This is a genomic window from Polymorphospora rubra, assembly GCF_018324255.1.
GTDB lineage: Bacteria > Actinomycetota > Actinomycetes > Mycobacteriales > Micromonosporaceae > Polymorphospora > Polymorphospora rubra.
On sequence record NZ_AP023359.1, the window covers coordinates 5,228,088 to 5,252,661 of the forward strand.

Genomic DNA, 24,574 nt, shown 5'->3' on the forward strand with positions numbered 1-24,574 from the left:
GCTGTCGGCGGGGGTGCGATCTCTGGTAGACCGGAGGCATCCTGCGTCAACGCCGACCGGAAGGGTTCCACGATGCCGAGTGAGGTACGCGCGGTAGTAGCCCGCGCCAAGGGTGCGCCCGTGACCGTCGAGACGATCGTCGTGCCCGACCCCGGGCCGGGTGAGGCACTGGTGAAGGTGCAGGCGTGCGGGGTGTGCCACACCGACCTGCACTACCGGGAGGGCGGGATCGGCGACGACTACCCGTACCTGCTCGGGCACGAGGCGGCCGGGATCGTCGAGGCCGTCGGCGAGGGCGTCACCCGGGTGGCGCCCGGCGACTACGTCGTACTGAACTGGCGGGCGGTCTGCGGCGAGTGCCGGTCGTGCCGGCGCGGCCGGCCCTGGTACTGCTTCGCCACCCACAACGCCCGGCAGCCGATGACGCTGACCGACGGCACCACCCTGTCGCCGGCCCTGGGCATCGGCGCGTTCGCCGAGAAGACGCTGGTCGCGGCCGGCCAGTGCACCAAGGTCGACCCGGCGGCGCCGCCCGCGGTTGCCGGCCTGCTCGGCTGCGGGGTGATGGCCGGCATCGGCGCCGCGGTCAACACCGGCGGGGTCGGCCGGGGCGACTCGGTCGCGGTGTTCGGCTGCGGCGGGGTCGGTGACGCGGCGATCGCCGGCGCGGTGCTCGCCGGGGCGACCACGGTCGTCGCGGTCGACATCAACGACGGCAAGCTGGAGTTGGCCCGCCAGTTCGGCGCCACCCACACCGTCAACTCCCGGGAACAGGACCCGGTCGAGGCGATCCGGGCGCTCACCGGCGGCAACGGCGCCGACGTCACGATCGACGCTGTCGGCCGCCCCGAGGTCTTCACCCAGGCGTTCTACGCCCGCGACCACGCCGGCACCGTCGTACTCGTCGGGGTGCCCACCCCGGAGATGACCCTGGAACTGCCGATGCTGGAGGTCTTCGGGCGCGGCGGCGCGGTCAAGTCCTCCTGGTACGGCGACTGCCTGCCGGAACGCGACTTCCCGACCCTGATCGACCTGTTCCTCCAGGGCCGGCTGCCGCTCGACCGGTTCGTCTCCGAGACGATCGGCATCGACGACGTGGAGGCGGCGTTCGGCCGGATGGAGCACGGTGCCGTGCTGCGCAGCGTCGTACTGTTTGACTGATCCGCCGGAATCAGGATTGGCCACCGCGGGTGAGGGGCATACCACGGGACAAGACGTGGTTCGAAACCCGCACCAGGGAGGCATCATGGCCGATGTCCTGAACGGCGCCTCCGCGCGACCGGTCTCAGAGCAGTCCACCGCGGAACTGGTCCAGCACGCGAGCGAGCAGTTGTCCCGGCTCGTCCGCGACGAGCTGGCCCTGGCCCGCGCGGAGCTCACCGAGAAGGGCAAGCACGCCGGTGTCGGTGCCGGCCTGTTCGGCGGCGGCGGCGCCCTGGCCCTGTACGGCCTGGGTGCCCTGTTCGTCTCGTTCGGGCTGCTGCTGGCGCTGGTGATGCCCGGCTGGGTGGCCGCGCTCATCGTCGCGGTGGTCCTGTTCGCCGCCGCCGGAGCCTTGGCGATGGTAGGCAGGAAGCAGGTCCGGCAGGCGGTGCCACCCGTGCCGGAGCGGGCGGTCGACAGTGTCCGTGCCGATGTCGACACGGTCACCACGGCGGTCAAAAGCCATGGGAATGGCGCAAAGCGGACGTGATGAGGGTGGACGCATGACAGCAGGTAACGGCTCCGGCGACGTGCAGGCGCTGCGCGCCGAGATCCAGCAGACGCGCGCCGAGTTGGGTGAGACGGTCCAGGCCCTGGCGGCCAAGGCCGACGTCAAGGCCCGGCTCCGGGAATCCGCGGACCAGACCAAACAGAAGGTACGCGAGCAGGCCGCACACACCGCCGAGGTGGTTCGCGGCTCGGTGCACGACGCGGGCGAGTCGGCCCGACGCCACCCGTTGCCCTGGGCGGCGGTCGCCGTCGGGGCCCTGGCGGCGGTGGTCGTGCTCATCGTGGTCCAGGGGAGGCGCCGGTGAGCAAGGGTGTGAACAAGCTGGCCTACCGGCCGGTCGGGCTCCTGCTCGGCGCGGCGGCCGGCATGCTCGCCGGCGCCGCGTTCCGGCAGGTGTGGAAGCTCATCGACAGCGAGGACGACGCCCCGAGCGCGACCGACGAGAACCGGGGCTGGGGTGAGGTCCTGGTCGCCGCGGCCATCCAGGGCGCCATCTTCGCGGTCGTGAAGGCCGCCGTCGACCGCGGCGGGGCGACCGGCGTCCGAAAGCTGACCGGCCACTGGCCGGCCTGACGGTGTCGCCGACGGGCGTGCGCCGGTCTGCCTGCGCGGGCCGGGGCCGCCCGTCGCGGCGTGCCGCGACACGTTGCGGCAGGCCGGAAAATCGGGCTGCCGCAGGGCTCATCTCGGAGAAAATCGTCAGGTAGGCTGTGCGAAGTTTTTGCGTACGTGGTTTGCTGTTCCCCGCTGTCGAGAGGCGGTGGGGGTGAGAAGTCCTCCTTCATGGGGCCGACTCAAGCGCCGCTGCTCGAAAACGGCCAACCGGCCGCACGGCGTGCTCGGCCGCAGTTTTAGAAGGAGATACACATGGCGCAGGGAACCGTGAAGTGGTTCAACGCAGACAAGGGCTTCGGCTTCATCACCGTCGACGGCGGGGGTGCTGACGTGTTCGTCCACTTCTCGGCGATCCAGACCAGCGGCTACCGCACGCTGGAGGAGAACCAGCGGGTGGAGTTCGAGATCGCCCAGGGCCAGAAGGGCCCGCAGGCTGAGCAGGTCCGTCCCATCTGATCAGCCGTGGTCGGCGGCCGCCGACCACGACCTCGATCCCTGATGGGATCAGCGTCAAGCCCCGCATCGCCGCTCAGGCATGCGGGGCTTTCCGTCGTCCGGACCATGGTTCGCGGGCGGCCGCCACGGCGAATCCGCCCGCCGGCCGTGGCCGTACGGTGTCGGTGCCCGACGGTGGTTACCCGGCCGCGTACGGCGGGTCACGCTTCGGTGGTCTGTCCGACAGGTATTGGCCGCGATGCTACGTATATCGGGCGCTTCCCGGCCTATCCGAGTGGTGCCGGCCGATCATATTTCGATCAACTGTCGCCGATCCGCCAAAAGTCGGATGAACGCGGACCGGATGGTCAGGACGGGCGATTGCCCCGGGCCCGCAGGCCGAGAATGATCGCGGCGAGGCCGGCCACCGCGACGATCGGGCCGACGACCGCCCACACCGGGCTGTCCGACATCAGGCTGCCGCTGATCTGGCCCAGGCCCTCGAGTGTCCACAGGATGCCGACGGCGACCCCGAACAGACCGAGCGCCAGGGGTAGCCAGCCCTTCACCACACGCCTCCCTCTTCCGGCCGCGGCGGCCGGCCACCCAAGCCTAGTTGACCGATGTGCCGGACCCGTCCCGACCGTCGCCGGCACCGGGTACGGGTATCGACACCGGTGTACCGGCGGACGCCTCGCCGGACGGGCGTACGGTTCGGGGGTGACCTCGTGGGACCCGACGACCTATCTCCGCTACACCGACGAGCGGGCCCGCCCGTTCGTCGACCTCGTCGCCCGGATCGGCGCCGAGCGGCCGCGGGCCGTGGTCGACCTCGGCTGTGGACCCGGCAACCTGACCGCGACGCTGGCCGCCCGGTGGCCGTACGCCCGGATCGTCGGGGTCGACTCGGCGCCGGAGATGGTCGAGCGGGCCCGTACCGAGGTGCCGGGCGTCGACTTCGCGCTCGGCGACGTCCGGGACTGGCGACCGGCCCCCGACGTCGACGTACTGGTCTCCAACGCCGCGCTGCAGTGGGTGCCCGGACACGGGGCGCTGCTGACCCGGTGGGCCGGTGAGCTGCCGGCCGGGGCCGTCATCGCCGTGCAGGTGCCCGGGAACTTCGGCGCGCCGTCGCACCGGGCGCTGCGCGACCTGGCCGCCGAACCGGCGTGGGCGCCGCCGGCCGGTCTGCTGCGCGAGTCGCCGGTCCTCGACGCGGCCGGCTACGCCGCCCTGCTGACCGCGGCCGGGTGCGCGGTCGACGCCTGGGAGACCACCTATCTGCACCTGCTGCCGGCCGAGCCGGACGCCGAGCACCCGGTGCTGCGCTGGATGGACGGTACGGCGCTGCGTCCGGTCCGCGCCACGCTGGACCCCGGGGCGTTCACGGCCTTCCGGCGGGAGTTGGAGGTACGTCTCGAAGCCGCGTACCCGGTCCGCGATAGCCTCGTCTACTTCCCGTTCCACCGGGTCTTCGTCGTCGCCCGGACCGGCGTCCGCGGCTGACCGCCCGCGCCCCCGTCAAGTGAGGAGCACCGTGACCGACCTGGCCACCTTCATCGCCGGACTGCCCAAGGCGGAACTGCACGTGCACCACGTCGGCTCGGCGTCACCCCGGATCGTGGCCGAGTTGGCCGCCCGCCACGAGGGCCGGACCCCGGTGCCGGCCGATCCGGCGGCGCTCGCCGAATACTTCGTCTTCCGTGACTTCGCCCATTTCATCGAAATCTATCTGAACGTGGTCGATCTCATCCGCGATCCGGAGGACGTCCGCATCCTGACCTACGAGGTCGCCCGGGAACTGGCCCGCCAGCAGGTCCGCTACGCCGAGCTGACCATCACGCCGTACTCGCACGTGCGCCGTGGCATCCCCGCCCCGGCGTTCTGCGAGGCGATCGAGGACGCCCGCAAGCACGCCGAGGCGGAACTCGGCATCGTGCTGCGCTGGTGCTTCGACATCCCCGGCGAGGCCGGCCTGCCGGCGGCGGAGGAGACCCTGCGGATCGCCCTCGAGGAACGGCCGGACGGGCTGATCAGCTTCGGGTTGGGCGGCCCGGAGATCGGCGTACCCCGGCCGCAGTTCAAGCCGTACTTCGACCAGGCACGGGCCGCCGGGCTGCGCTCGGTGCCGCACGCCGGCGAGACCACCGGGCCGGAGACGATCTGGGACGCCCTGCGCGACTTGGGCGCGGAACGGATCGGGCACGGCATCTCGGCCGCCGCCGACCCGGCCCTGCTCGCCCACCTGGCCGAGCACCGGATCCCGCTGGAGGTCTGCCCGACCTCCAACCTGCGCACCCGGGCGGTCGCCTCGCTCGACGAGCACCCGCTGCGCGCCCTGGTCGACGCCGGGGTGCCGGTCAGCATCAACTCCGACGACCCGCCGATGTTCGGCACCACGCTGGACGACGAGTACGCGGTCGCGGCGCGGCTGCTCGGCTACGGCCCCGACGGGGTCGCCGGGCTGGCCCGGTCCGCCGTCACGGCGTCGTTCCTGTCGGCACCCGAGCAGGCCCGGCTGATCGCCGAGATCGACGCGTACGCCGCCGCGAACCCGACCTGACCATCGGCTCCGGGCCGGGTCCGCCCGGGTCGCGTCGCCGCGGTCCGGGCGGGCGCGGGGAGGCCCGGGTCAGTGTTCGGTGGCCCGGCGGCGCAGCAGGGCGCCACCCATCGCGGCGGCGAACAGCAGGCCGACCGCGCCGGCGGTGACCGCCAGCGGCCGGCTGTCGGCCAGGCCGCGCCCGCGCGCCGTACCGGCCGGTGTGGTGACCAGCGGCTCGCCGGCGCAGACGACCGACTCCGCCGGGGCGTCCGGCCCGACGGTCAGCGTGGCGGCACAGGAGCCGTCCGGCGACCGGGCACCGTCCACGGTGACCTCGATGTCGACCGTCCACTGTCCTTGCGGCAGCGTGCCGTCGAACAGCAGCGAGCCCGCCGCGGTGGGCCGCATCGGCCGCGGGTCGACGGTCCCGCCGGCGAACCCGCGGGCCCGTACGGTGGCGGCGATCTCGCCGTCGGGCGGGCCACCACCGGCGCGGGCGACGTCGAGGCGTACGGTGCCGCGGCCGTCGTGGGTGATCGTCAGCCGCAGGTCGTCACGGGCATATCCGGGGTCCTGCCAGCAGGCCAGCGTCGCGATGATCGACGCGGTGACGACCGTGATCCAGCGGACCAGTCGCGCCGGCGAGGGGGTGCGGGTGTCGGGCATGGACTCACCTCGAACGGGTGGCGCCGACGTCGGACAGGTCGAGGGTATCCCGCCCGGTCGATGTGTGGGGTGGTTTCCGGGAACCGGTCGCTCTGCCGGCATGGCATCCGCCTCTTCGCCCGACGATGGTGTGCGCGCGGCGGGTCCGGAGTTGGGGGGACCGGCCCGCCGCGCGCGACGTTCCGTCGGACCCGGATGCGGGTGGGGTGGTCCGGGGAACATCTGGGGTGGATCGGCTCCGATGCTGTCACCGACCGTGGCCGGAGCGGAACACCGTTAAAACAGACCTAAGGAAATCTTGCGCCGGCCGACAGATTCGCCGGCCCGGCGGCGGGCCCGTGCCGGTGGGCCGGCATCGGCCGACGCGGCCCGGGCACCGGTCGGGTCAGCCCTCGCCGCGGCGCTGGCGCGGCCACCGGCGGCCGGCCTGGTCGCGTTCCCGGGCCAGCCGCCCGACCAGCCCGAACCGGTTGACCTGGCGGGGCGTCGCCTCGGCGTCGGCCAGCAGCATCACGACGCTGGCGCCGCCGAGCCGGGCCCGGTCGAGGCTCACCGAGCCACCCGCCTGCTGGGCCACCCGGCGGGCGATGTCGAGGCCGAGCCCGGTCGACCCGCGTCCGCTGGTGCCGCGCCGCAGCGCCTTGTCCGGGTCGGCGATGCCGGGCCCGGCATCGTCGACGCGAACCGCGACGTAGCCGTCCCGGCGGGACACCGCGACCTCGAACGCGGTCCCCTGCGGGGTGTAGCGGAAGACGTTGCCGAGGACGGCGTCGAGCGCCGCGGCGAACTCGGCCCGCGGCACCGCGACCGGGATACGCAGCTGCGCGCCGGTGATCCGGTGCGGGCGGTTCTGGTCGCCGGCCAGCGCCGCCCAGAAGACCATCCGGTCGCGGACCACCTCGCTGACGTCGCACAGATCCGGCTCGGTCTCCTGCTGCACCGTCTTGCGGGCGGTGTTGATCAGCACGTCGATCTCGCCCTCGAGGGTCACGATCGCCTGCCGGATCCGCCGGATCGTGCGCCGCCGGTCGAGTTCGGCGTCACTGAACGATCCGACGCTGGTGTCGTCGGAGTCCAACGCGTCGGCGTCGAGACGCAGCACGGTCAGCGGCGTACGCAACCGGTGCGACAGATCGGCGACGAGTTCGCGTTCGTCGGTGCGGGAGGCGACGAGCCGGTCGGCCATCCGGTTGAACGCGTAACCGGCCTCGGCGAGTTCACGCGGTCCGCTCGGCTCGACACGTACGCCGAGGTCGCCGCCGCCGACGGCCAGGGCGGCCTCGACCAGGCCACGCGTCGACCGGACCGCCCGCGCGGCGATCCGGTCGACGACCACCACCGAGGCGACCACCAGCCCGGCCGCCAGCGCGGCCAGCATCAGCCAGGTGCCGGTCGAGCCCGCCGAGAGCGCCGACCCCGCGACGAAGACCTCCACGACCAGGATCTGCTCGCCGGCCCGGGCCGGCTCCAGCCGGACCACCCCGCCGGGTACGTCGACGACGACCGGCCCGCCCTCGCCGGCCCGCGCCACGTCCTGCGCGGCGGCACGTGGCGTGCCGCCGGTGTCCAGGCCGTGCACGACCGGCTGGTCGGCCGGATCGCCGCCGGTCGAGGTGATCGCCTGCCGGACGGCGTCGGGTTCGGTGGTGACCGCCAGCGCCCCGACGACCACGGCACTGCGCCGGGCGGCCTCGGCCAGCGCCTCGTCCCGGGTCTCCGCCTGCAGCGTGAGCCCGAGCGGAACGAGGAACACCAGCGCGACGATGCCGGTGGTGGCCGCCGCGAGGTAGGCCAGCGCCAGCCTCAGTCCGGTGGAACCAGCCGGAAGCCGACCCCCCGCACGGTGCGCAGGTAGCGCGGCTTCGCCGCGGACTCGCCCAGTTTGCGGCGGAGCCAGTACAGGTGAACGTCGATTGTCTGGTCCTCGCCGACCGACGGCTGCCGCCATACCTCCTCCAACAGTTCCCGGCGGGAGACTACCCGTCCCGGGCGGGCGGCGAGATAGGCCAGCAGGTCGAACTCCTTGCGGGTGAGCGCGAGCGGCACCCCGTCGAGGGACGCGCTGCGCTCACCGACGTCGACCCGCAGCCCGCCGACCTCGTGCACGGCCGGCTGCACGGCGCGACTGGCCCGGCCGGCCCGGCGCAGCACGGTGGTGATCCGGGCGTCGAGGTGCGCCCCGGTGAAGGGCTTGATCATGTAGTCGTCGGCGCCGGCCCGCAACAGCCGGACGATCGCCTGCTCGTCGTCGCGGGCGGTGGCGATGATGATCGGCACGTCGGTGATGCCACGCAGCATCCGCAGCGCGTCGGAGCCGTCGAGGTCGGGCAGGCCGAGGTCGAGCACGACCAGGTCCGGGGTCTCGGCGGCGACCCGGCGCAGGGCGTCGAGCGCTGTGCCGACCGCGTGCACCGCGTGTCCCCGGTCGGCCAGGGAGCGCAGCATCGCGCCGCGAATGACGTGGTCGTCTTCTACCAGCAGGACCGTGGCCACGAGATGACGGTACTGCCCCTGGCAAGTCGGCGCGTCGCGCGCGCCGCACCGCCGGTACCGACCCTGGCAAGTCGGCGCGTCGCGCGCGCCGCACCGCCGGTACCGACCCTGGCAAATCGGCCCGTTGCGCGGCGGTCTCCGGACCGGCATGATGCGCGGGCCATGGCATTCACCCTCTACGCGCAGGCCCGCACCGCACTGGCCCGTGACAGCCTGGCGGGGCTGTCGGTGGGCGACGCGCTCGGCGCACAGTTCTTCGTACCCGGCCGGCGGCCGGCCGACCTCGCCGCGGGGCGGCTGCCCGAACCGGTCTGGGAGTGGACCGACGACACCGAGATGGCCTGCTCGGTCTTTGCGGAGCTGGCCCGTACCGGCCGGATCGACCGCGACGCGCTGGCCGCCGCGTTCGCCGACCGCTGCGAACCCCACCGCGGGTACGGGCCCGGCGCGTTCACCGTCCTGCGGCTGATCCGTACCGGCACCCCGTGGCCGGTCGCCGCCGCCACCGCCTTCGACGGGCAGGGCTCCCTCGGCAACGGCGCCGCGATGCGGGTCGCGCCGCTCGGGGCGTACTTCGCCGACTCGGTGACCGAGGCGGCGGCCCAGGCGACCGCGTCGGCCGAGTTGACCCACGCCCACCCGGACGGCATCGCCGGCGCCGTGGCGGTCGCGGTCGCCGCGGCACTGGCCGCGCAGGCCCGGCTGGACGGCCGCCGGCCGCCGGCCACGGACTTCGTCGCCGCCGTCGCCGCGTCGCTCGACCACGGCCCGGTCCGGCACGGCCTCGACCGGGCCGGCACGCTGATCGGCCGGCCGGTCGACGAGGCCGCGTACGAACTCGGCAACGGCGCGCAGGTGACCGCCCGCGACACCGTGCCGTTCACGGTGTGGGTGGCGGCCCGCTTCCTCGACGACTATCCGGCGGCCGTCCGCGCCTGCGTCGAGGCCGGCGGCGACATCGACACCACCGCCGCGATCGTCGGCGGGATCGTGGCCGCGCACACCGGGACCGGTACGCCCGGCGGGGTACCCGACGCCTGGCTGGCCGCCCGCGAACCGCTGCCGGACTGGACCGGCTAGCGGCCGGGCGGCCGCCGGCTCAGCCGGGCGCCCCGGGCAGCCGCAGCACCCACCGGTACGCCTGCACCAGGCCGGTGTCGAAGCCGGCCGCCGACCCCCACAGGAAGAGCCGGAACCGGCGGTAGAGCGGCTCGCCCCAGCGGGCCACGATCTCGTCGCGGGCGGCGTCCAGCCGCCGGGCCCACTCCCGGCAGGTCAGGAAGTAGTTGTGCCGGTCGTCCTCGACCCGCAGCAGTTCGAACGGCGAGCGCGCCACGTGCCGCAGGTACTGGTGCAGCAGCAGCGGCGCCGAGTTGCCGGGGTAGATGTAGCGCTTCATGAACGTCGACGCGACGTGTTTGCGGCGCATCGCCAGCGCGTCGAGGTAGACCCGGCCGCCGGGGCGCAGCAGTTCGGCGTACTTGCGCAGCGTCGTCCGGTAGTCCGGCAGGTGCTCGGTGACCCCCATGTTCACGATCGCGTCGTACGGCCGGTCGTCGCGGTAGGCGTAGATGTGCTGGCGGACCACCCGGACCGGCAGGCCCTCGCGTTCGAAGAAGCCGGTCAGGAAACGCTCCGACTCCCGCGACAGGGTGGTGGTGGTCACGTCGACGCCGCGCCGGGCGGCGTGCTCGGCGAAGGCGCCCCAGCCGCCGCCGACCTCCAGCACCCGGTCGCCGGGCTTCACCCCGATCAGGTCCAGGGCGAGGTCCATCTTGCGGGTCATCGCGTCCTCGAGCGGCTCGTCGTCGGCGACGAACACGCCCTCGGTGTAGCAGCGGTGCCGGCGGTCGAGGAAGGTCAGGAAGAACTCGCTGTCCTCGTCGTAGTGCGCGGAGATGGCCCGCCGGTCGTCCTCCCGTCGACCGCGCACCAGCGCGCCCGGGGTGAACCGGGACAGGTACGAAAGCGGGTGGAAGTCGTTGAAGAAGGCACGCATCCGCAGGGCCGCGGCGAGGTCGCCCTCGACGTCGAGCCAGCCCTGGAGGTACGCGACGGCGACGCCGAACTGGTCGAGGCCGGCGAGCGCCTTCGCCCCCCGGTCGTCGGCGACGATGATCGTGAAGAGCGGGTCGCCGGCGCCGAAGGTGTGCGCCGTCCCGCCGGCCGGAGCCACGGCGAACGGCACCGCCGGTCGCGTGGCGGAGAACGTCTGGTACCTGCGCCCGAGCGCGGTGAGCACGTCCGCGGGTGTCACGGCGCCAATGTAACGCCGGCACCGCGTCCCCGGCGGGCGAAGACACCGGGACCGATAACATCTAGTCGGCCCGGGCACCGGGTCAGCCGACCGAACGCGCCGAACGTGCCGCACCCCATCGGATGCCGCGCGTCAGGGGCGCACCGACCGAAGGAGCCGTCCGTGTCCGCATCCCGTACCCCTGTCGTGGCCGACCCCGTCGTCGTCCCGGCCGGTACGACGGCGGCCGACGCGGTGGCCGCGGCCGGTCTGCCGACGGCCGGTCCGAAGGCGGTCGTCGTCGTCCGCGACGCCGACGACCAGCTGCGCGACCTCGACTGGACCCCGGCCGCCGACGCCACCGTCACCCCGGTCGCGATCGACGAGCCGGACGGGCTGAACGTGCTGCGGCACTCGACCGCGCACGTGCTGGCCCAGGCGGTGCAGGACCTGTTCCCCGAGGCGAAGCTCGGCATCGGCCCGCCGATCGACAACGGCTTCTACTACGACTTCAGCGTCCCCAAGCCGTTCCAGCCCGACGACCTCGCCAAGCTCGAGAAGCGGATGCAGGAGATCGTCAAGTCGGGGCAGCGGTTCCGGCGGCGGCGCTTCGACAGCCTGGACGAGGCCCGCGCCGAGCTGGCCGACGAGCCGTTCAAGCTGGAACTGGTCGACGTCAAGGGCCAGGCCGGCGACGCCGGCTACGACGCCGGCGAGGTGATGGAGGTCGGTGCCGGCGAGCTGACCATCTACGACAACCTCGACGCCGACAGCGGCAAGACCTGCTGGTCCGACCTGTGCCGGGGCCCGCACCTGCCGAACACCCGGCTGATCGGCGCGTTCAAGCTGATGCGTTCGGCCGCCGCCTACTGGCGCGGGTCGGAGAAGAACCCGCAGCTCCAGCGGGTCTACGGCACGGCGTGGCCGACCCGGGACGCGCTGAAGGCATACCTGAAGCTGCTGGAGGAGGCGGCCCGCCGCGACCACCGCAAGCTCGGCGCCGACCTCGACCTGTTCAGCTTCCCCGACGAGATCGGCTCCGGCCTGGCCGTCTTCCACCCCAAGGGCGGCATCATCCGCCGCGAGCTGGAGAACTACTCCCGGCAGCGGCACGAGCAGGCCGGCTACGAGTTCGTCAACACCCCGCACGTGACCAAGGGCCACCTCTTCGAGACCTCCGGCCACCTGCAGTGGTACGCCGACGGCATGTACCCGCCCATGCAGGTCGAGGGCGCCGACTACTACCTCAAGCCGATGAACTGCCCGTTCCACAACCTGATCTTCCGGGCCCGCGGCCGGTCCTACCGTGAGCTGCCGCTGCGGCTGTTCGAGTTCGGCACCGTCTACCGCTTCGAGAAGTCCGGGGTGGTGCACGGCCTGACCCGGGTCCGCGGCATGACCCAGGACGACGCGCACATCTACTGCACCCGCGAGCAGATGGGCGGCGAGCTGAAGTCGCTGCTGCGGTTCGTCCTCGACCTGCTGCGCGACTACGGCCTCGACGACTTCTACCTCGAACTGTCGACCCGCAACCCGGAGAAGTCGGTCGGCTCCGACGAGGACTGGGCCGAGGCGACCGAGGCGCTGCGCTCGGCGGCCGAGGAGTCCGGCCTCGACCTGGTGCCCGACCCGGGCGGCGCCGCCTTCTACGGGCCGAAGATCTCGGTGCAGGCCAAGGACGCGATCGGCCGCACCTGGCAGATGTCGACGATCCAGGTCGACTTCCAGTTGCCGCAGCGCTTCGACCTGGAATACCAGGCCGGCGACGGCACCCGGCAGCGGCCCATCATGATCCACCGGGCGCTGTTCGGCTCCATCGAGCGGTTCTTCGGCGTGCTCACCGAGCACTACGCCGGCGCCTTCCCGGCCTGGCTCGCCCCGGTGCAGGTGATCGGCATCCCGATCCGCGACGACCACACCGAATACCTGAACGGTTTCGTCGCCGCGCTCAAGGCCGAGGGCATCCGCGCCGAGGTCGACAGCTCCACCGACCGGATGCAGAAGAAGATCCGTACCGCCCAGCAGCAGAAGATCCCGTTCATGGCGATCGCCGGTGACGACGACGTCGCCGGCGGCACGGTGTCGTTCCGCTTCCGGGACGGGTCGCAGCGCAACGGCGTACCGCTCGCCGAGGCGGTCGCCTACGTCGTCGAGGTGGTCCGGTCCCGTACCAACGCCGGCCCGACCGCCCCGGTCGACCCGGCCGCCCCGGCCGTGCCGTGAGCGTGCCCGGCGACGAGATCGGCCCGCCCGACCTCCCGGCCGGTCCGCCCGTCGAGCCGGCGACCACCGGTACGCCGGACGGGCTGGACCGGCTCTGGACCCCGCACCGGATGACGTACATCTCCGGCCAGGACCGGCCGGAGGGCGGCTACGAGCAGCCGGCCGGGTGTCCGTTCTGCCGGGCACCCGCCCAGACCGGCGACGACAGTCTCGTCGTCGCCCGCGGCGAGTCGGTCTTCGTGGTGCTCAACCTGTACCCGTACAACCCGGGGCACCTGCTGGTCTGCCCCTACCGGCACGTCGCCGACTACACCGACCTCGATCCCGCCGAAACCGGCGAGCTGGCGGTCTACACCCAGACGGCGATGCGGGTGATCCGGCAGGTGAGCAGCGCCCACGGGTTCAACCTCGGGATGAACCAGGGCGGGGTGGCCGGCGCCGGCATCGCCGCCCACCTGCACCAGCACGTCGTGCCGAGGTGGGGCGGCGACGCCAACTTCATGCCGGTGGTCGCCCGCACCAAGGTGCTCCCGCAGTTGCTGACCGACACCCGCGACCTGCTCGCCGCCGCCTGGCCCACCACCCCGCCCCGCTGACCCCGCCCGCCTGACCCCGCCCGCCTGACCCCGCCCGCCTGACCCCGCCCGCCTGACCCCGCCCGCCCGACCCCGGCCCGGCCCGGCCCCGCGCCACGTCGATCAAGGAGAAGGTCACGCCGAAGCGTTGATCAAGGAGAAATTGCGCGACAAATGCCGCAAGAAGGGCACGCCTTCTCCTCGATCGCGCGGTGGCGGTGACCGTCGCCTTGATCGCGTGGTGGCGGCTACTGCGGACACCCGCCCCGGAGAGTTCGCCGGCCTTCGGGGCCGTAGCCGACGCGGCAGTCCCGCGAGCGCCGGACCGGCCCCGCGGGGTTCCGGCCGCCCTGCCGCCAGGTGCTCGTGGCCGCCCTCGTTGAGGTGCTCCGCCGCGATCAAGGACAAAGTGTGCCCGTTGTGCGAGGTTTGTCGCACAACTTCTCCTTGATCAACGCTCCGGCGCGACCGCGACCGCGACCGCCGCGGCGGGTCGGCCGCGGCGGGACGGCGGGTCGGCGGGTCGGCCGCGGCGGGCGGGTCAGGACGTCGGGCCGGGGTGGGCGGTGCGTAGCTCGTTGGTCAGGTGGGCCGGCACCGGCTCGTAGCGGGCGAACGCGCGCCGGAACGTACCCGCGCCCGACGTCATCGAGCGCAGCTCGACGGCGTACCGGACCAACTCGGTCGCCGGGACCTCGGCGCGCACCAGTGTGGCGCCGCCGGCGCTGTCGGGCTCGGTGCCCAGCACCCGGCCGCGCCGGCCCGACATGTCGCTCATCACCGACCCGACGTAGCCGTCCGGCACCCGGACCGTCACGTCGTCGACCGGTTCCAGCAGGCTGACCTGCCCCTTCTCGGCGGCCTCCCGCAGGGCCAGCGCGCCGGCGGCCTGGAACGCCGCGTCGGACGAGTCGACGCTGTGCGCCTTGCCGTCGACCAGGGTCACCCGTACGTCGACCACCGGGTGGCCGCTGAGCAGGCCGCGTTCGAGCTGGGCGCGGACGCCCTTCTCCACCGACGGGATGTAGTTGTGCGGCACCGCGCCGCCGACGACGCGTTCGTGGAACTCGAAGCCGGCACCGGTCGGCAGCGGCTCGACCTCGATGTCGCAGACCGCGTACTGGCCGTGGCCGCCGGACTGCTTGACGTGCCGGCCGTGGCCCTTCGAGGCGGCGGCGAACGTCTCGCGCAGCGCGACCCGGACCGGTTCGGTGTCCAGCTCGACCCCGCCGGCACGCAGCCGGTCGAGGACGACGTCGGCGTGCGCCTCGCCCATGCACCACAGCACCAGCTGGTGCGTCTCGGGATTGCGTTCCAGTCGCATCGTCGGGTCGCCGGTGACCAGCCGGGCCAGGTTGCGGGCCAGCGCGTCCTCGTCGGACCGGGACCGGGCCACGACCGCGACCGGCAGCTGCGGTTCGGGCATCTCCCACGGGGCGATCAGCAGCGGCTCGTCGCGGGCGGAGACGGTGTCGCCGGTCTCGGCGCTGCCCGACTTGGTGATCGCGCAGATGTCGCCGGCGACGCAGTACGGCACCTCACGCAGGGTGGCGCCGAGTGGTGAGTAGATGTGCGCGACGCGCTCGTCGGCGTCGTGGTCGGGATGGCCCCGGTCGGCCAGGCCGTGCCCGGAGACGTGCACGATCTGCTCGGGGCGCAGCGTGCCGGAGAAGACCCGGACCAGCGACACCCGGCCGACGTGCCGGTCGATCGCGGTACGGACCACCTCGGCGACCAGCGGCCCGTCGGGGTCGCAGGTCAGCGGCGGCCGGGGGAGCCGTCGGTCCCGGTCACCACCGGCAGGTCGTGCTCGAGCGGGGTCGGGAACGCCGCGGTGAGCAGTTCGAGCAGTACGTCGAGCCCGACGCCGGTCGGGGCACAGACCGGTACGACCGGGTAGAAGTGGCCGCGGGCGACCGCCTTCTCCAGGTCTTCGACGAGGATGCCGGACTCGATCGTCTCACCGCCGAGGTAGCGGTCCATCAGGGTCTCGTCCTCGCTCTCGGCGATGATCCCCTCGATGAGTTCGGCGCGGGCCTCGGCGATGGCCGGCAGGTGTTCGGGGTCGGGTTCGCGCACGTCCGCGGGGTGCCCCCGCGTGTAGTCGAAGACCCGCTGGCTGATCAGCCCCATCAATCCGACGGTGGAGACGCCGTCGTCGCCGAGCATCGGCAGGTAGAGCGGCAGCACGTTGTCGCCGAACACCCGCTGGCACAGGGCGACGGTCTCGTCGAAGTCGGCGCGGGCGTGGTCGAGCCGGGTGACGGCCACGGCGCGGGGCATGCCGACGGCGGCGCACTCCTCCCACAGGGTGGCGGTGGCGGCGTCCATGCCGTCGACGGCCGACACCACGAACAGCGCGGCGTCGGCGGCCCGCAGCCCGGCCCGCAGTTCGCCGACGAAGTCCGCGTATCCGGGCGTGTCGAGCAGGTTCACCTTGACGCCGTCGTGGGTGATCGGGGCGCAGGCGAGGGTGACGGAGCGCTGCTGCCGTACGGCGGCGGGGTCGTGGTCGCAGACCGTGGTGCCGTCGACGACGGTGCCGGCCCGGCCGATCGTGCCGGTCGCCGTGAGCAGCGCCTCGACCAGGGTGGTCTTTCCCGCCCCGGAATGGCCGACCAGCACCACGTTTCGTATCCTGCCGGGTTCGTCGACCACCGGCGCGTCGCCGGTGCCTGTCTTGTCGTGGTTCTTCTGCGCCATCGGCGCACCTCCCGGGACGTGGTGGATGCAGGACGCATTCTGATCCCACACCCGCGACGGGGTGTAATCAACCCCGACGCGCGAAGTAGGCGCCCCCGTCCGTACCACGGCGCAACCGCGGACCGTTACTGTGAGACCGCCATGGCGAAGATCTTCCAAGTGACCGCGCGTGCGGGCATGACCCGTGTCATCGAACCGATCGCCCGCACCCTGCTGCGGTGGGGGGTGACCCCGAATGCGGTGACGGTGACCGGGACGGCCGGTGTGCTGGTCGGCGCGCTCGGGTTCGGGGCCCGCGGCCACCTGGTGGCCGGTGCCCTGATCGTCACCGTCTTCGCGTTGACCGACCTGCTCGACGGCACGATGGCCCGGATGCGCGGCGGGTCGACCAGGTTCGGGGCGTTCCTCGACTCGAGCATGGACCGGGTCGCCGACGGCGCCGTCTTCGGCGCGGTCGCGTACTGGCTGGCCACGCAGAACGACCACTGGGGCGTGGTGGCGGCGCTGATCTGCCTGGTCGGCGGCGGGCTGGTGTCGTACGTCAAGGCCCGCGCCGAGGGGCTCGGTCTGACCGCGAACGTCGGGATCGCCGAACGTACCGAGCGTCTGATCATCGTCGGGATCGGCGGCCTGCTCAGCGGGCTCGTCGTGCCGTGGGGACTGACCGCCGCGCTGTGGTTCCTCGCCGCGCTGTCGCTGTTCACCGCCGGCCAGCGGATCGTGCACGTGTACCGGCAGGCCCGGCTGGCCGACGAGGGCGCGGACGTGAGCGGGTGAACCTCGTCGAGTTCGGTTACGCGGCCGGCTGGCGCCTGGTGCGGATGATGCCCGGGCCGGTCGCGGCCCGGCTGTTCCGGGCCGGCGCGGACCGGGCCCACCGCAAGGGGGCCGGGGGGCGGCCCGGTTGAAGGCCAACCTTCGCCGGGTGGTCGGCCCGGCGGTGCCGGAGGCGGAACTGGACGAACTGGTCCGTGCCGGGCTGCGGTCGTACGCCCGCTACTGGGTGGAGATGTTCCGTCTGCCGTCGCTGTCGCGGGAGGCGGTGCTGGCCGGGTTCCGGCTCGACGGCGAGGAGATGCTCGCCGCCGACGTGGCGGCCGGGCGGGGTGCCGTGGTGGCGCTGCCGCACGCCGGCAACTGGGACCTGGCCGGGGCCTGGGTCGCCGCGAAGGGCTGGCCGATGACGACCGTGATGGAGCGGCTCAAACCCGAGGGGTCTTCGCGCGTTTCGTCGCCTTCCGACAGGGGATCGGGATGGGGATCATCCCGCTCACCGGCGGCCAGAAGCCGCCGTTCGGCATCCTCGAGGAGAAGATCGGGCAGGGACACGTGGTGCCGCTGCTGGCCGACCGGGACATGTCGGCACGCGGCGTCGAGGTCGACTTCTTCGGGGGCGTACCCGGATGCCGGCCGGGCCGGCGCTGCTGGCCCTGCGGACCGGGGCACCGCTGTACGTGGCGTCGATGTGGTTCGAGGACGGCATCGCGCGGGCGGCGCTCGACGGCCCGCTGGCGGTCCCTGATCCGGAGAGCGCGCCGCTCGACGAGCGGGTACGGGCGCTGACCCAGCGGGTCGCCGACCATCTGGCGGCCGGCATCGCCCGGCACCCGGAAGACTGGCACATGTTGCAACGGATGTGGCTGGACGAGCCGGCCCGGGCCCGCCCCACCGCGCCGGATGCGTCATCCGCAGGTCGTCGCGGGGGCCACGGAGCCCCGTCGGCGACGACGACACCGTAAGGGGAGTGGGAGCGTGCGGCTGGCGGGATCCGGGGGCGGCAGGCTGCGCATCGGCATCGTCTGCCCGTACTCGTTCGACGTACCGGGCGGGGTGCAGAACCACGTCATGGACCTCGCCGAGGCGCTGATCGGGCTGGGGCACGAGGTCAGCGTGCTCGCCCCGGCCGACGACGACTCGCCGCTGCCGCCGTACGTGGTGCCGGCCGGCCGGTCGGTGCCGTTCCCGTACAACGGTTCGGTGGCCCGGATCACGTTCGGCCCGGTCTCGACCGCCCGGGTACGGCGTTGGCTGGCCCGGGGTGAGTTCGACATCCTGCACGTCCACGAGCCGTTCGTCCTGAGCGTGTCGCTGCTGGCGGTCCTGTCGGCGCGCGGGCCGGTGGTGGCGACGTTCCACACCGCGATGACCCGGTCCCGGGCGCTGGCCGCGGCGCAGGGGATGTTGCAGCTGGTCCTGGAGCGGATCACGGCCCGGATCGCGGTGAGCGAGCTGGCCCGCAAGGTGCAGGTCGAGCACCTGGGCGGCGGCGCCGTCGAGATCCCGAACGGGGTGGCGGTGGCGAAGTTCGCCGGGGTGGATCCGCTGCCGGGCTGGCCCGGCCCCTGCGGCGTCGGATCCGGCGGCACGCTGGGGTTCCTGGGCCGGTTCACCGAGCCCCGCAAGGGCTTCCCGGTGCTGCGGGACGCGTTCGTCTCGCTGGCCCGCCGCCGGCCCGGTCTGCGGCTGCTGGTGGCCGGCCCCGGCGACGCCGACGAACTCCTCGACGAGATCCCCGCCGACCTGCGTGACCAGGTCGTCTTCCTGGGCCTGGTCTCCGAGGCCGACAAGGCCCGGATGCTGCGCAGCGTCGACCTGTACGTGGCGCCGAACATCGGCGGCGAGTCGTTCGGCATGATCCTCACCGAGGCGATGGCGGCCGGTGCGGCGGTGGTGGCCAGCGACCTGGACGCCTTCCGCCGGGTGCTCGACGGCGGCCGGGCCGGCCGGCTGTTCCCGACCGGTGACCCGGACGCGCTCGCCGGCGCGATGGCCGACCTGCTCGACGACCCGGACGGCCGGGCCGTGCTGGCGGAGTGCGCGCAGCAGGTCGCGGCGACCTTCGACTGGCCGGTCGTCGCGCGGCGGGTGCTGGAGGTCTACGCGACCGCGATCGAGGCGACGGACGGCCGGGTGATGCACGAGGAGTGGGCGGGCTGACGGCGGACGGGCCGTCGCCGGGTACCCGGTCGGCCGTACGATGCCGGGATGCGGTGGGTGATCGGTGGCGTCGTCGCCGTGGTGCTGATCTCGGTTTACCTGACCTGGACGGCGGCCCGCGTCGAGCGGTTGCAGCTGCGGGTGGTGGCGGCGACCCGGGCACTGGAGGCGCACCTGTTGCGCCGGGCGGCGGCCGCGGCGGTGCTCGACGACGAGCGCTACCCGTTCGAGGTGTACGCGGCGGCGCGGATCGCGCTGGACGCCTCCGACGAGGACCGCGAGGTGGCCGAGAACGACCTGACCCGCCAGTTGCGGGCCACGACGCTGCCGGACGAGGATCCGCAGGCACAGGCCGTGATCGTCGCGAGCCGGCGGCTCGCGGTGGCCCGTCAGGTGCACACCGACCTGGTACGCGACGCACTGGCGGTCCGCCGCCGGCCGATCGTCCGGTTGCTGCGGATGGGTCGCCGGCACCAGCTGCCGGCGTACTTCGACATCGACGACCCGACCATCAACGCCCCCACCGACCTTCCGGTGTCCTGACCGGGACTCCCCGGCCCGGCTCCGGGCGGTGAGGCGGACCACAGAGCAGGCCACCGGGGGGTCGATTGGCTGTCGGTCGGCACCCGCTGCCGGCGTAACATCGCAGCCGGTTCACTGTTGGGTAACAATCCGCCACCGTCGTGTCGAGGAGCCGAACGCCGTGTCCGAGTCCGCTGCCCCCACCAGCAACACCCCCGCCGTCACCGGCACCGCCCGCGTCAAGCGGGGTATGGCCGAGATGCTCAAGGGCGGCGTGATCATGGATGTGGTCACCCCCGAACAGGCGAAGATCGCCGAGGACGCCGGCGCGGTCGCGGTCATGGCGCTGGAGCGCGTACCGGCCGACATCCGCGCCCAGGGCGGCGTGTCCCGGATGAGCGACCCGGACATGATCGACGGCATCATCGACGCCGTCTCGATCCCGGTGATGGCCAAGGCCCGCATCGGCCACTTCGTCGAGGCGCAGGTGCTGCAGGCGCTCGGCGTCGACTACGTCGACGAGTCCGAGGTGCTCACCCCGGCCGACTACGCCAACCACATCGACAAGTGGGCGTTCACCGTGCCGTTCGTCTGCGGCGCCACCAACCTGGGCGAGGCGCTGCGCCGGATCACCGAGGGTGCGGCGATGATCCGCTCCAAGGGTGAGGCCGGCACCGGCGACGTCTCCAACGCCACCACCCACATGCGCAGGATCGGTGGCGAGATCCGCCGGCTCACCTCGCTGTCGCCCGACGAGCTGTACGTCGCGGCGAAGGAGCTGCAGGCACCGTACGACCTGGTCAAGGAGGTCGCCGAGACCGGCAAGCTGCCGGTGGTGCTGTTCACCGCGGGCGGCATCGCGACCCCGGCCGACGCGGCGATGATGATGCAGCTCGGTGCCGAGGGTGTCTTCGTCGGCTCCGGCATCTTCAAGTCCGGCAACCCGGCGCAGCGGGCCGCCGCCATCGTCAAGGCGACCACCTTCCACGACGACCCGGACGTGCTCGCCAAGGTGTCTCGCGGGCTGGGCGAGGCGATGGTGGGCATCAACGTCGACGACATCCCGGTGCCGCACCGGCTCGCGGAGCGCGGCTGGTGACCGGCGGCCCCAGGATCGGCGTACTGGCGCTCCAGGGCGACGTGCGTGAACACGTCCGGGCGCTGACCGAGGCCGGCGCCACCGCCGGTCCGGTACGCCGCCAGCACGAACTCGACGCCGTCGACGCGCTGGTGGTCCCCGGCGGGGAGTCGACCACGATGAGCAAGCTGGCCGTCGAGTTCGACCTGCTCGACCCGGTCCGCAAGCGGGTCGCGGACGGCATGCCGGTCTACGGCTCCTGCGCCGGCATGATCATGTTGGCGACCACGGTGCTCGACGGCCGGCCCGACCAGCGCGGCTTCGACGGCATCGAGATGACCGTCCGGCGCAACGCCTTCGGCCGGCAGGTCGACTCCTTCGAGGGGCCGGTCGAGATCGCGGGCATCGACGGCGACCCGTTCCACGCCGTGTTCATCCGCGCCCCGTGGGTCGAGTCGGTGGGGGCCGGGGTCGAGGTGCTGGGCCGGGTGGCCGACGGCAGCCCGCAGGGGCGGATCGTGGCGGTCCGGCAGGGGCCGCTGCTGGCCACGTCGTTCCACCCCGAGCTGACCGGCGACCTGCGCGTACACCGCTTCTTCGTCGACCTGGTCCGGGCCCGCCCCTGACCGCCCGCCGCCCCGCCCCTTCTCCGCGATCTTGCAGATGTCTCCTCCCTTCGTCCTGGTTTGCCGGGCGACAAGTGCAAGATCGCGGGGGTGTGGGGCGGGCCCGCCGGGTGCGGCGCCGGTAGGATTGGCGCGATTCGGCAGCGGCAGGCCGCTCGCAGCGGTTGGCGACCCCGACCCCAGGGGGTTCGCCCGCGGCGGTTCGCCCGGAGTTGGCGCGCGACGGTGGCTGGCGCGGTGGGTTGGGGTATCGACGGAGGGTCACGTATGTCCGGTCACTCAAAGTGGGCCACGACCAAGCACAAGAAGGCGGTCATCGACGCCAAGCGCGGCAAGATGTTCGCCAAGCTCATCAAGAACGTCGAGGTCGCGGCCCGGACCGGCGGCGGTGACCCGGCCGGCAACCCCACCCTGTTCGACGCCATTCAGAAGGCCAAGAAGAACTCGGTACCCAACGACAACATCGAGCGCGCCGTCAAGCGCGGCTCCGGCCTGGAGGCCGGCGGCGCCGACTGGCAGACCATCATGTACGAGGGCTACGGCCCGAACGGCGTCGCCCTGCTGATCGAGTGTCTGACCGACAACCGCAACCGGGCCGCCACCGAGGTACGCACCGCGCTGACCCGCAACGGCGGCTCGTTCGCCGACGCCGGCTCGGTGTCCTACCTGTTCAACCGCAAGGGCGTGGTGATCGTGCCGAGCGAGGGGCGGTCCGAGGACGACGTGCTGATGGCCGTGCTCGACGCCGGTGCCGAGGAGGTCAACAACCTCGGCGAGGCGTACGAGGTGATCTCCGAGCCGGGTGACCTGGTCGCGGTCCGGACCGCGTTGCAGGACGCCGGCATCGAATACGAGTCGGCCGAGTCGTCGCTGGTGCCCAGCGTCAACGTGCCGCTCGACGAGGACGGTGCCCGCAAGATCTTCAAGCTGATCGACGCCCTCGAGGACTGCGACGACGTGCAGAACGTCTACGCCAACTTCGACGTCTCCGACGAGGTCATGGCCGCCGTCGGCTGACCCGACGTGGATATGTGCGCCTCTCGGATATATCTTTGTCTGGGAGGTGTATCTCGTGGCCAAGACCCTGTTGGATCTGGATGAGGAGCTTCTGGCGGAAGCCACCGCCGCCCTCGGCACCACCACGAAGAAGGAGACGGTGACGGAGGCGCTGCGGCAGGCGGTGGAATCCAGCCGCGAACGCCGGCAGCGTGCTCTGGCCGACCTTCAGGAAGTGGCCGACGAGGGCGGTTTTCACTTTGACCGGCTGGACGAACTCGACCGGTGAAGTATCTCGTCGATACGAGTGCCCTGGTCCGCATGGTGCGGCGTCAGGTCGATCCGCGGTGGTCCGACCTCGCGGCCCGGGGCCTGATCGCGATTTGTGATCCGGTGCTCGTGGAAACCATGACCATCGCGGATGCCAAGGCGTACGACCGGGTGGAGCGTGGCCTTCGTGACTTGTATCCGTGGGTTCCCGTTCCCGACGACGCCTGGCAGGTGGTGCGGGCGGTGCGACAGGAACTCGCCAGCCACAGCGCGCACCAGGGGCTGTCCGTCGCCGACCACCTGGTGATCGCCACCGCCATCCGACTGAAGCTGATCGTGCTCCACCAGGACGCCGACTTCGAGACCGCGGCCCGGCTGGTGCCGCAACTGGGCCAGGAGCGGATCGACTGACCTGGCACCTGCCCGTCCCGATACCGTCCGGTGGGGTCCGGCCGTCGTGGCATCCGCCGGCAAGACCGGGACCGTCCCACCGCAAGGCGGGACTACCAATCGCGTGCGTGCCAGAGTGCACTGAAAGGTAACGGTGGGGAATGGAACTGGCGGCGGCCCGCGAACTGTGGCGGCCTGAGCCGGGCTGGCTCAACACGGCCAGCTACGGGCTGCCGCCGCAGCCGGCCTGGGACGCGATGCAGGCGGCACTCGCCGACTGGCGGGTCGGCCGTACGTCGTGGGAGGGCTGGGACGAGTCGGTCGGCCGGTCCCGGGCCGCGTTCGCCCGGCTCGTCGGGGTGCCCGCCGCCGACGTGACCATCGGTGCCGCCGCCTCGCAGGTGCTGGCCCCGCTCGCCGCCGCCCTGCCCGACGGTGCCCGGGTGCTGGCACCGGTCGAGGAGTTCACCTCCAACCTGTTCCCCTACCTCGCGCAGGCCGGCCGGGGGGTGCGGGTCCGCACCGTGCCGGCCGCCGACCTCGCTGGAGCCGTCGACGCGTCGACCGACCTGGTCGCGTTCAGCCTGGTGCAGTCCGCGACCGGCGCCGTCGCGGCGTACGACGAGACCGTGGCCGCGGCCCGGGCGCACGGTGCGCTGGTCGCGGTCGACGCGACCCAGGCCTGCGGGTGGCTGCCGTTCTCCGCGGCCGCCGCGGACGCGGTCGTGGTGGCCGCCTACAAGTGGCTGATGGCCCCGCGCGGGGTCGCGTTCGGCTACTTCGCCCCCGAGCTGCGCGAGCGGATGACTCCGTCGGCCGCCGGCTGGTACGCCGGCGCGTCCGTCCACGACTCGTACTACGGCCCGCCGTTGCGGCTCGCCTCCGACGCCCGCCGCTTCGACATCTCACCGGCCTGGCTGAACTGGGTCGGCGCGGCGCCCGCCCTTGAACTGCTGGCGGAGGTCGGGGTCGCGGCCGTGTACGCGTACGACGTGGACCTGGCCAACCGGTTCCTGGTCGGGCTCGGCCGCCCGCCGGGGGACAGCGCGATCGTGACCGTCGACGCGCCCGGCGCGCGGGAGCGGCTGGCGGCGGCCGGGATCCGCGCGGCGGTCCGTGACGGCCGGGTCCGCGCTTCGTTCCACCTCTACTCGACCGTGGACGACGTCGACCTCGCCCTGGCGGCGCTGACCTGATCCGCCGGGGAGCCGGCCCTCGCCGCCCGCAACCCACCCCGTGCCGCCCGCCGTCGGGCTGGGCCGTTGCCGCTTTCTGCGCCCGGGTCCGCCTTCCGTGGCCGTGCTCGCCGCAGGGCCGAATTGTCGGAGTTGCCGGCGGGCTCGTCGTTGATCTGAGCGCGAGGGCCCTTATCCGCCGGCCGTAGGGTCCCTTCCGCCCAGATCAGTTTCGCCGTGTCGGGGAGGCGTTCCGGAAGGTGTGGGGTGCGGCAGTGGGGTGCCGGCGCCGCTGACACCGCCGGGCTGCCGGTGGCGCGACCCGACGACCACCCGTAGGCGAGTGAGCGCGGTCACAATCGAAACGAGACGGTT

Annotated in this window: 24 protein-coding genes and 2 pseudogenes; 20 read left to right on the plus strand and 6 right to left on the minus strand. The window is 72.9% G+C overall.

The genetic code is table 11. The annotated features are described in order from the left end of the window. The first annotated feature begins 72 nt into the window (after positions 1 to 72). The 5 genes from Prubr_RS23675 (at position 73) to Prubr_RS23695 (ending at position 2,785) form a co-directional block, all read left to right on the plus strand. Positions 73 to 1,161: an S-(hydroxymethyl)mycothiol dehydrogenase gene (locus Prubr_RS23675; RefSeq protein WP_212817076.1), complete on the plus strand. Its 1,089-nt coding sequence runs from the start codon at positions 73 to 75 to the stop codon at positions 1,159 to 1,161. An 85-nt stretch (positions 1,162 to 1,246) separates the two neighbouring features. Further along, the gene (locus Prubr_RS23680) at positions 1,247 to 1,693 is read left to right on the plus strand and encodes a phage holin family protein (protein ID WP_212817077.1); all 447 of its coding nucleotides are present in this window, start codon (positions 1,247 to 1,249) and stop codon (positions 1,691 to 1,693) included. A 13-nt stretch (positions 1,694 to 1,706) separates the two neighbouring features. After that, positions 1,707 to 2,018, plus strand: coding sequence for a DUF3618 domain-containing protein (locus tag Prubr_RS23685; protein ID WP_212817078.1), 312 nt, complete (start codon positions 1,707 to 1,709; stop codon positions 2,016 to 2,018). Continuing rightward, positions 2,015 to 2,287, plus strand: a complete 273-nt coding sequence (locus Prubr_RS23690) for a DUF4235 domain-containing protein (protein ID WP_212817079.1) — start codon at positions 2,015 to 2,017, stop codon at positions 2,285 to 2,287. Before Prubr_RS23685 ends, Prubr_RS23690 begins: the two co-directional genes overlap by 4 nt. Before the next feature lie 294 nt (positions 2,288 to 2,581). Further along, the gene (locus tag Prubr_RS23695; RefSeq protein WP_007075740.1) at positions 2,582 to 2,785 is read left to right on the plus strand and encodes a cold-shock protein; all 204 of its coding nucleotides are present in this window, start codon (positions 2,582 to 2,584) and stop codon (positions 2,783 to 2,785) included. Positions 2,786 to 3,132: 347 nt separating this feature from the next. Here Prubr_RS23695 and Prubr_RS23700 read toward each other — a convergent pair whose 3' ends face one another. After that, a complete protein-coding gene (locus Prubr_RS23700; RefSeq protein WP_425517942.1) occupies positions 3,133 to 3,333 on the minus strand; it encodes a hypothetical protein in 201 nt (66 codons plus the stop codon). Positions 3,334 to 3,484: 151 nt separating this feature from the next. On the opposite strand from Prubr_RS23700, the gene Prubr_RS23705 reads away from it, so the two are divergent. Together Prubr_RS23705 and Prubr_RS23710 are read left to right on the plus strand one after the other, a co-directional pair. After that, on the plus strand, positions 3,485 to 4,270 hold the full coding sequence (locus Prubr_RS23705) for a trans-aconitate 2-methyltransferase (RefSeq protein ID WP_246567560.1): 786 nt from the start codon (positions 3,485 to 3,487) through the stop codon (positions 4,268 to 4,270). 31 nt (positions 4,271 to 4,301) lie between these two features. Then, complete coding sequence (locus Prubr_RS23710; RefSeq protein WP_212817082.1) at positions 4,302 to 5,327, plus strand: adenosine deaminase; 1,026 nt, start codon at positions 4,302 to 4,304, stop codon at positions 5,325 to 5,327. A gap of 69 nt (positions 5,328 to 5,396) precedes the next feature. Here Prubr_RS23710 and Prubr_RS23715 read toward each other — a convergent pair whose 3' ends face one another. The 3 genes from Prubr_RS23715 to Prubr_RS23725 form a co-directional block, all read right to left on the minus strand. Further along, positions 5,397 to 5,975 (minus strand): hypothetical protein, encoded by a 579-nt coding sequence (locus Prubr_RS23715; RefSeq protein WP_212817083.1) that lies wholly within the window; start codon positions 5,973 to 5,975, stop codon positions 5,397 to 5,399. 385 nt (positions 5,976 to 6,360) lie between these two features. After that, positions 6,361 to 7,728, minus strand: a complete 1,368-nt coding sequence (locus Prubr_RS23720; protein WP_246567562.1) for a HAMP domain-containing sensor histidine kinase — start codon at positions 7,726 to 7,728, stop codon at positions 6,361 to 6,363. Positions 7,729 to 7,778: 50 nt separating this feature from the next. Beyond that, positions 7,779 to 8,468 carry a response regulator transcription factor gene (locus Prubr_RS23725; RefSeq protein WP_212817084.1) on the minus strand — a complete coding sequence of 230 codons (690 nt, stop codon included), beginning with the start codon at positions 8,466 to 8,468 and terminating at the stop codon, positions 7,779 to 7,781. A gap of 162 nt (positions 8,469 to 8,630) precedes the next feature. Here Prubr_RS23725 and Prubr_RS23730 point away from each other — a divergent pair, with 162 nt between their 5' ends. After that, the gene (locus tag Prubr_RS23730; RefSeq protein WP_212817085.1) at positions 8,631 to 9,548 is read left to right on the plus strand and encodes an ADP-ribosylglycohydrolase family protein; all 918 of its coding nucleotides are present in this window, start codon (positions 8,631 to 8,633) and stop codon (positions 9,546 to 9,548) included. Between the two features lie 19 nt (positions 9,549 to 9,567). On the opposite strand, the gene Prubr_RS23735 is transcribed toward Prubr_RS23730, so the two are convergent. Then, complete coding sequence (locus tag Prubr_RS23735; RefSeq protein ID WP_246567564.1) at positions 9,568 to 10,725, minus strand: class I SAM-dependent methyltransferase; 1,158 nt, start codon at positions 10,723 to 10,725, stop codon at positions 9,568 to 9,570. 162 nt (positions 10,726 to 10,887) lie between these two features. Here Prubr_RS23735 and thrS point away from each other — a divergent pair, with 162 nt between their 5' ends. Both thrS and Prubr_RS23745 read left to right on the plus strand, forming a co-directional pair. Beyond that, positions 10,888 to 12,927, plus strand: a complete 2,040-nt coding sequence (gene thrS, locus Prubr_RS23740) for a threonine--tRNA ligase (protein ID WP_212817086.1) — start codon at positions 10,888 to 10,890, stop codon at positions 12,925 to 12,927. Positions 12,928 to 13,037: 110 nt separating this feature from the next. Beyond that, positions 13,038 to 13,523 (plus strand): HIT family protein, encoded by a 486-nt coding sequence (locus Prubr_RS23745; protein WP_212828423.1) that lies wholly within the window; start codon positions 13,038 to 13,040, stop codon positions 13,521 to 13,523. Between the two features lie 520 nt (positions 13,524 to 14,043). Here Prubr_RS23745 and Prubr_RS23750 read toward each other — a convergent pair. Next, a pseudogene (locus Prubr_RS23750) lies at positions 14,044 to 16,205 on the minus strand (elongation factor G-like protein EF-G2). A gap of 141 nt (positions 16,206 to 16,346) precedes the next feature. Between Prubr_RS23750 and pgsA the strand changes: the two are divergent. The 10 genes and pseudogenes from pgsA (at position 16,347) to Prubr_RS23800 (ending at position 24,220) form a co-directional block, all read left to right on the plus strand. After that, a complete protein-coding gene (gene pgsA / locus Prubr_RS23755) occupies positions 16,347 to 16,982 on the plus strand; it encodes a phosphatidylinositol phosphate synthase (RefSeq protein WP_212817087.1) in 636 nt (211 codons plus the stop codon). Beyond that, positions 16,979 to 17,944: pseudogene (locus Prubr_RS23760) on the plus strand (phosphatidylinositol mannoside acyltransferase). Before pgsA ends, Prubr_RS23760 begins: the two are co-directional and overlap by 4 nt. A gap of 43 nt (positions 17,945 to 17,987) precedes the next feature. Continuing rightward, a complete protein-coding gene (locus tag Prubr_RS23765; RefSeq protein ID WP_212828430.1) occupies positions 17,988 to 19,142 on the plus strand; it encodes a glycosyltransferase family 4 protein in 1,155 nt (384 codons plus the stop codon). 48 nt (positions 19,143 to 19,190) lie between these two features. Beyond that, complete coding sequence (locus Prubr_RS23770) at positions 19,191 to 19,685, plus strand: hypothetical protein (RefSeq protein ID WP_212817088.1); 495 nt, start codon at positions 19,191 to 19,193, stop codon at positions 19,683 to 19,685. Between the two features lie 160 nt (positions 19,686 to 19,845). Then, positions 19,846 to 20,763, plus strand: coding sequence for a pyridoxal 5'-phosphate synthase lyase subunit PdxS (gene pdxS / locus Prubr_RS23775; RefSeq protein WP_212817089.1), 918 nt, complete (start codon positions 19,846 to 19,848; stop codon positions 20,761 to 20,763). Further along, complete coding sequence (gene pdxT, locus Prubr_RS23780) at positions 20,760 to 21,368, plus strand: pyridoxal 5'-phosphate synthase glutaminase subunit PdxT (RefSeq protein ID WP_212817090.1); 609 nt, start codon at positions 20,760 to 20,762, stop codon at positions 21,366 to 21,368. The genes pdxS and pdxT overlap by 4 nt, the downstream gene beginning before the upstream one ends. A gap of 267 nt (positions 21,369 to 21,635) precedes the next feature. Next, complete coding sequence (locus tag Prubr_RS23785) at positions 21,636 to 22,385, plus strand: YebC/PmpR family DNA-binding transcriptional regulator (protein WP_212817091.1); 750 nt, start codon at positions 21,636 to 21,638, stop codon at positions 22,383 to 22,385. A gap of 55 nt (positions 22,386 to 22,440) precedes the next feature. Then, a complete protein-coding gene (locus tag Prubr_RS23790; RefSeq protein WP_212817092.1) occupies positions 22,441 to 22,653 on the plus strand; it encodes a type II toxin-antitoxin system VapB family antitoxin in 213 nt (70 codons plus the stop codon). Further along, positions 22,650 to 23,045 carry a PIN domain-containing protein gene (locus Prubr_RS23795; protein ID WP_212817093.1) on the plus strand — a complete coding sequence of 132 codons (396 nt, stop codon included), beginning with the start codon at positions 22,650 to 22,652 and terminating at the stop codon, positions 23,043 to 23,045. The genes Prubr_RS23790 and Prubr_RS23795 overlap by 4 nt, the downstream gene beginning before the upstream one ends. Positions 23,046 to 23,185: 140 nt before the next feature. Beyond that, positions 23,186 to 24,220: an aminotransferase class V-fold PLP-dependent enzyme gene (locus Prubr_RS23800; RefSeq protein WP_212817094.1), complete on the plus strand. Its 1,035-nt coding sequence runs from the start codon at positions 23,186 to 23,188 to the stop codon at positions 24,218 to 24,220. Positions 24,221 to 24,574: the final 354 nt, after the last annotated feature.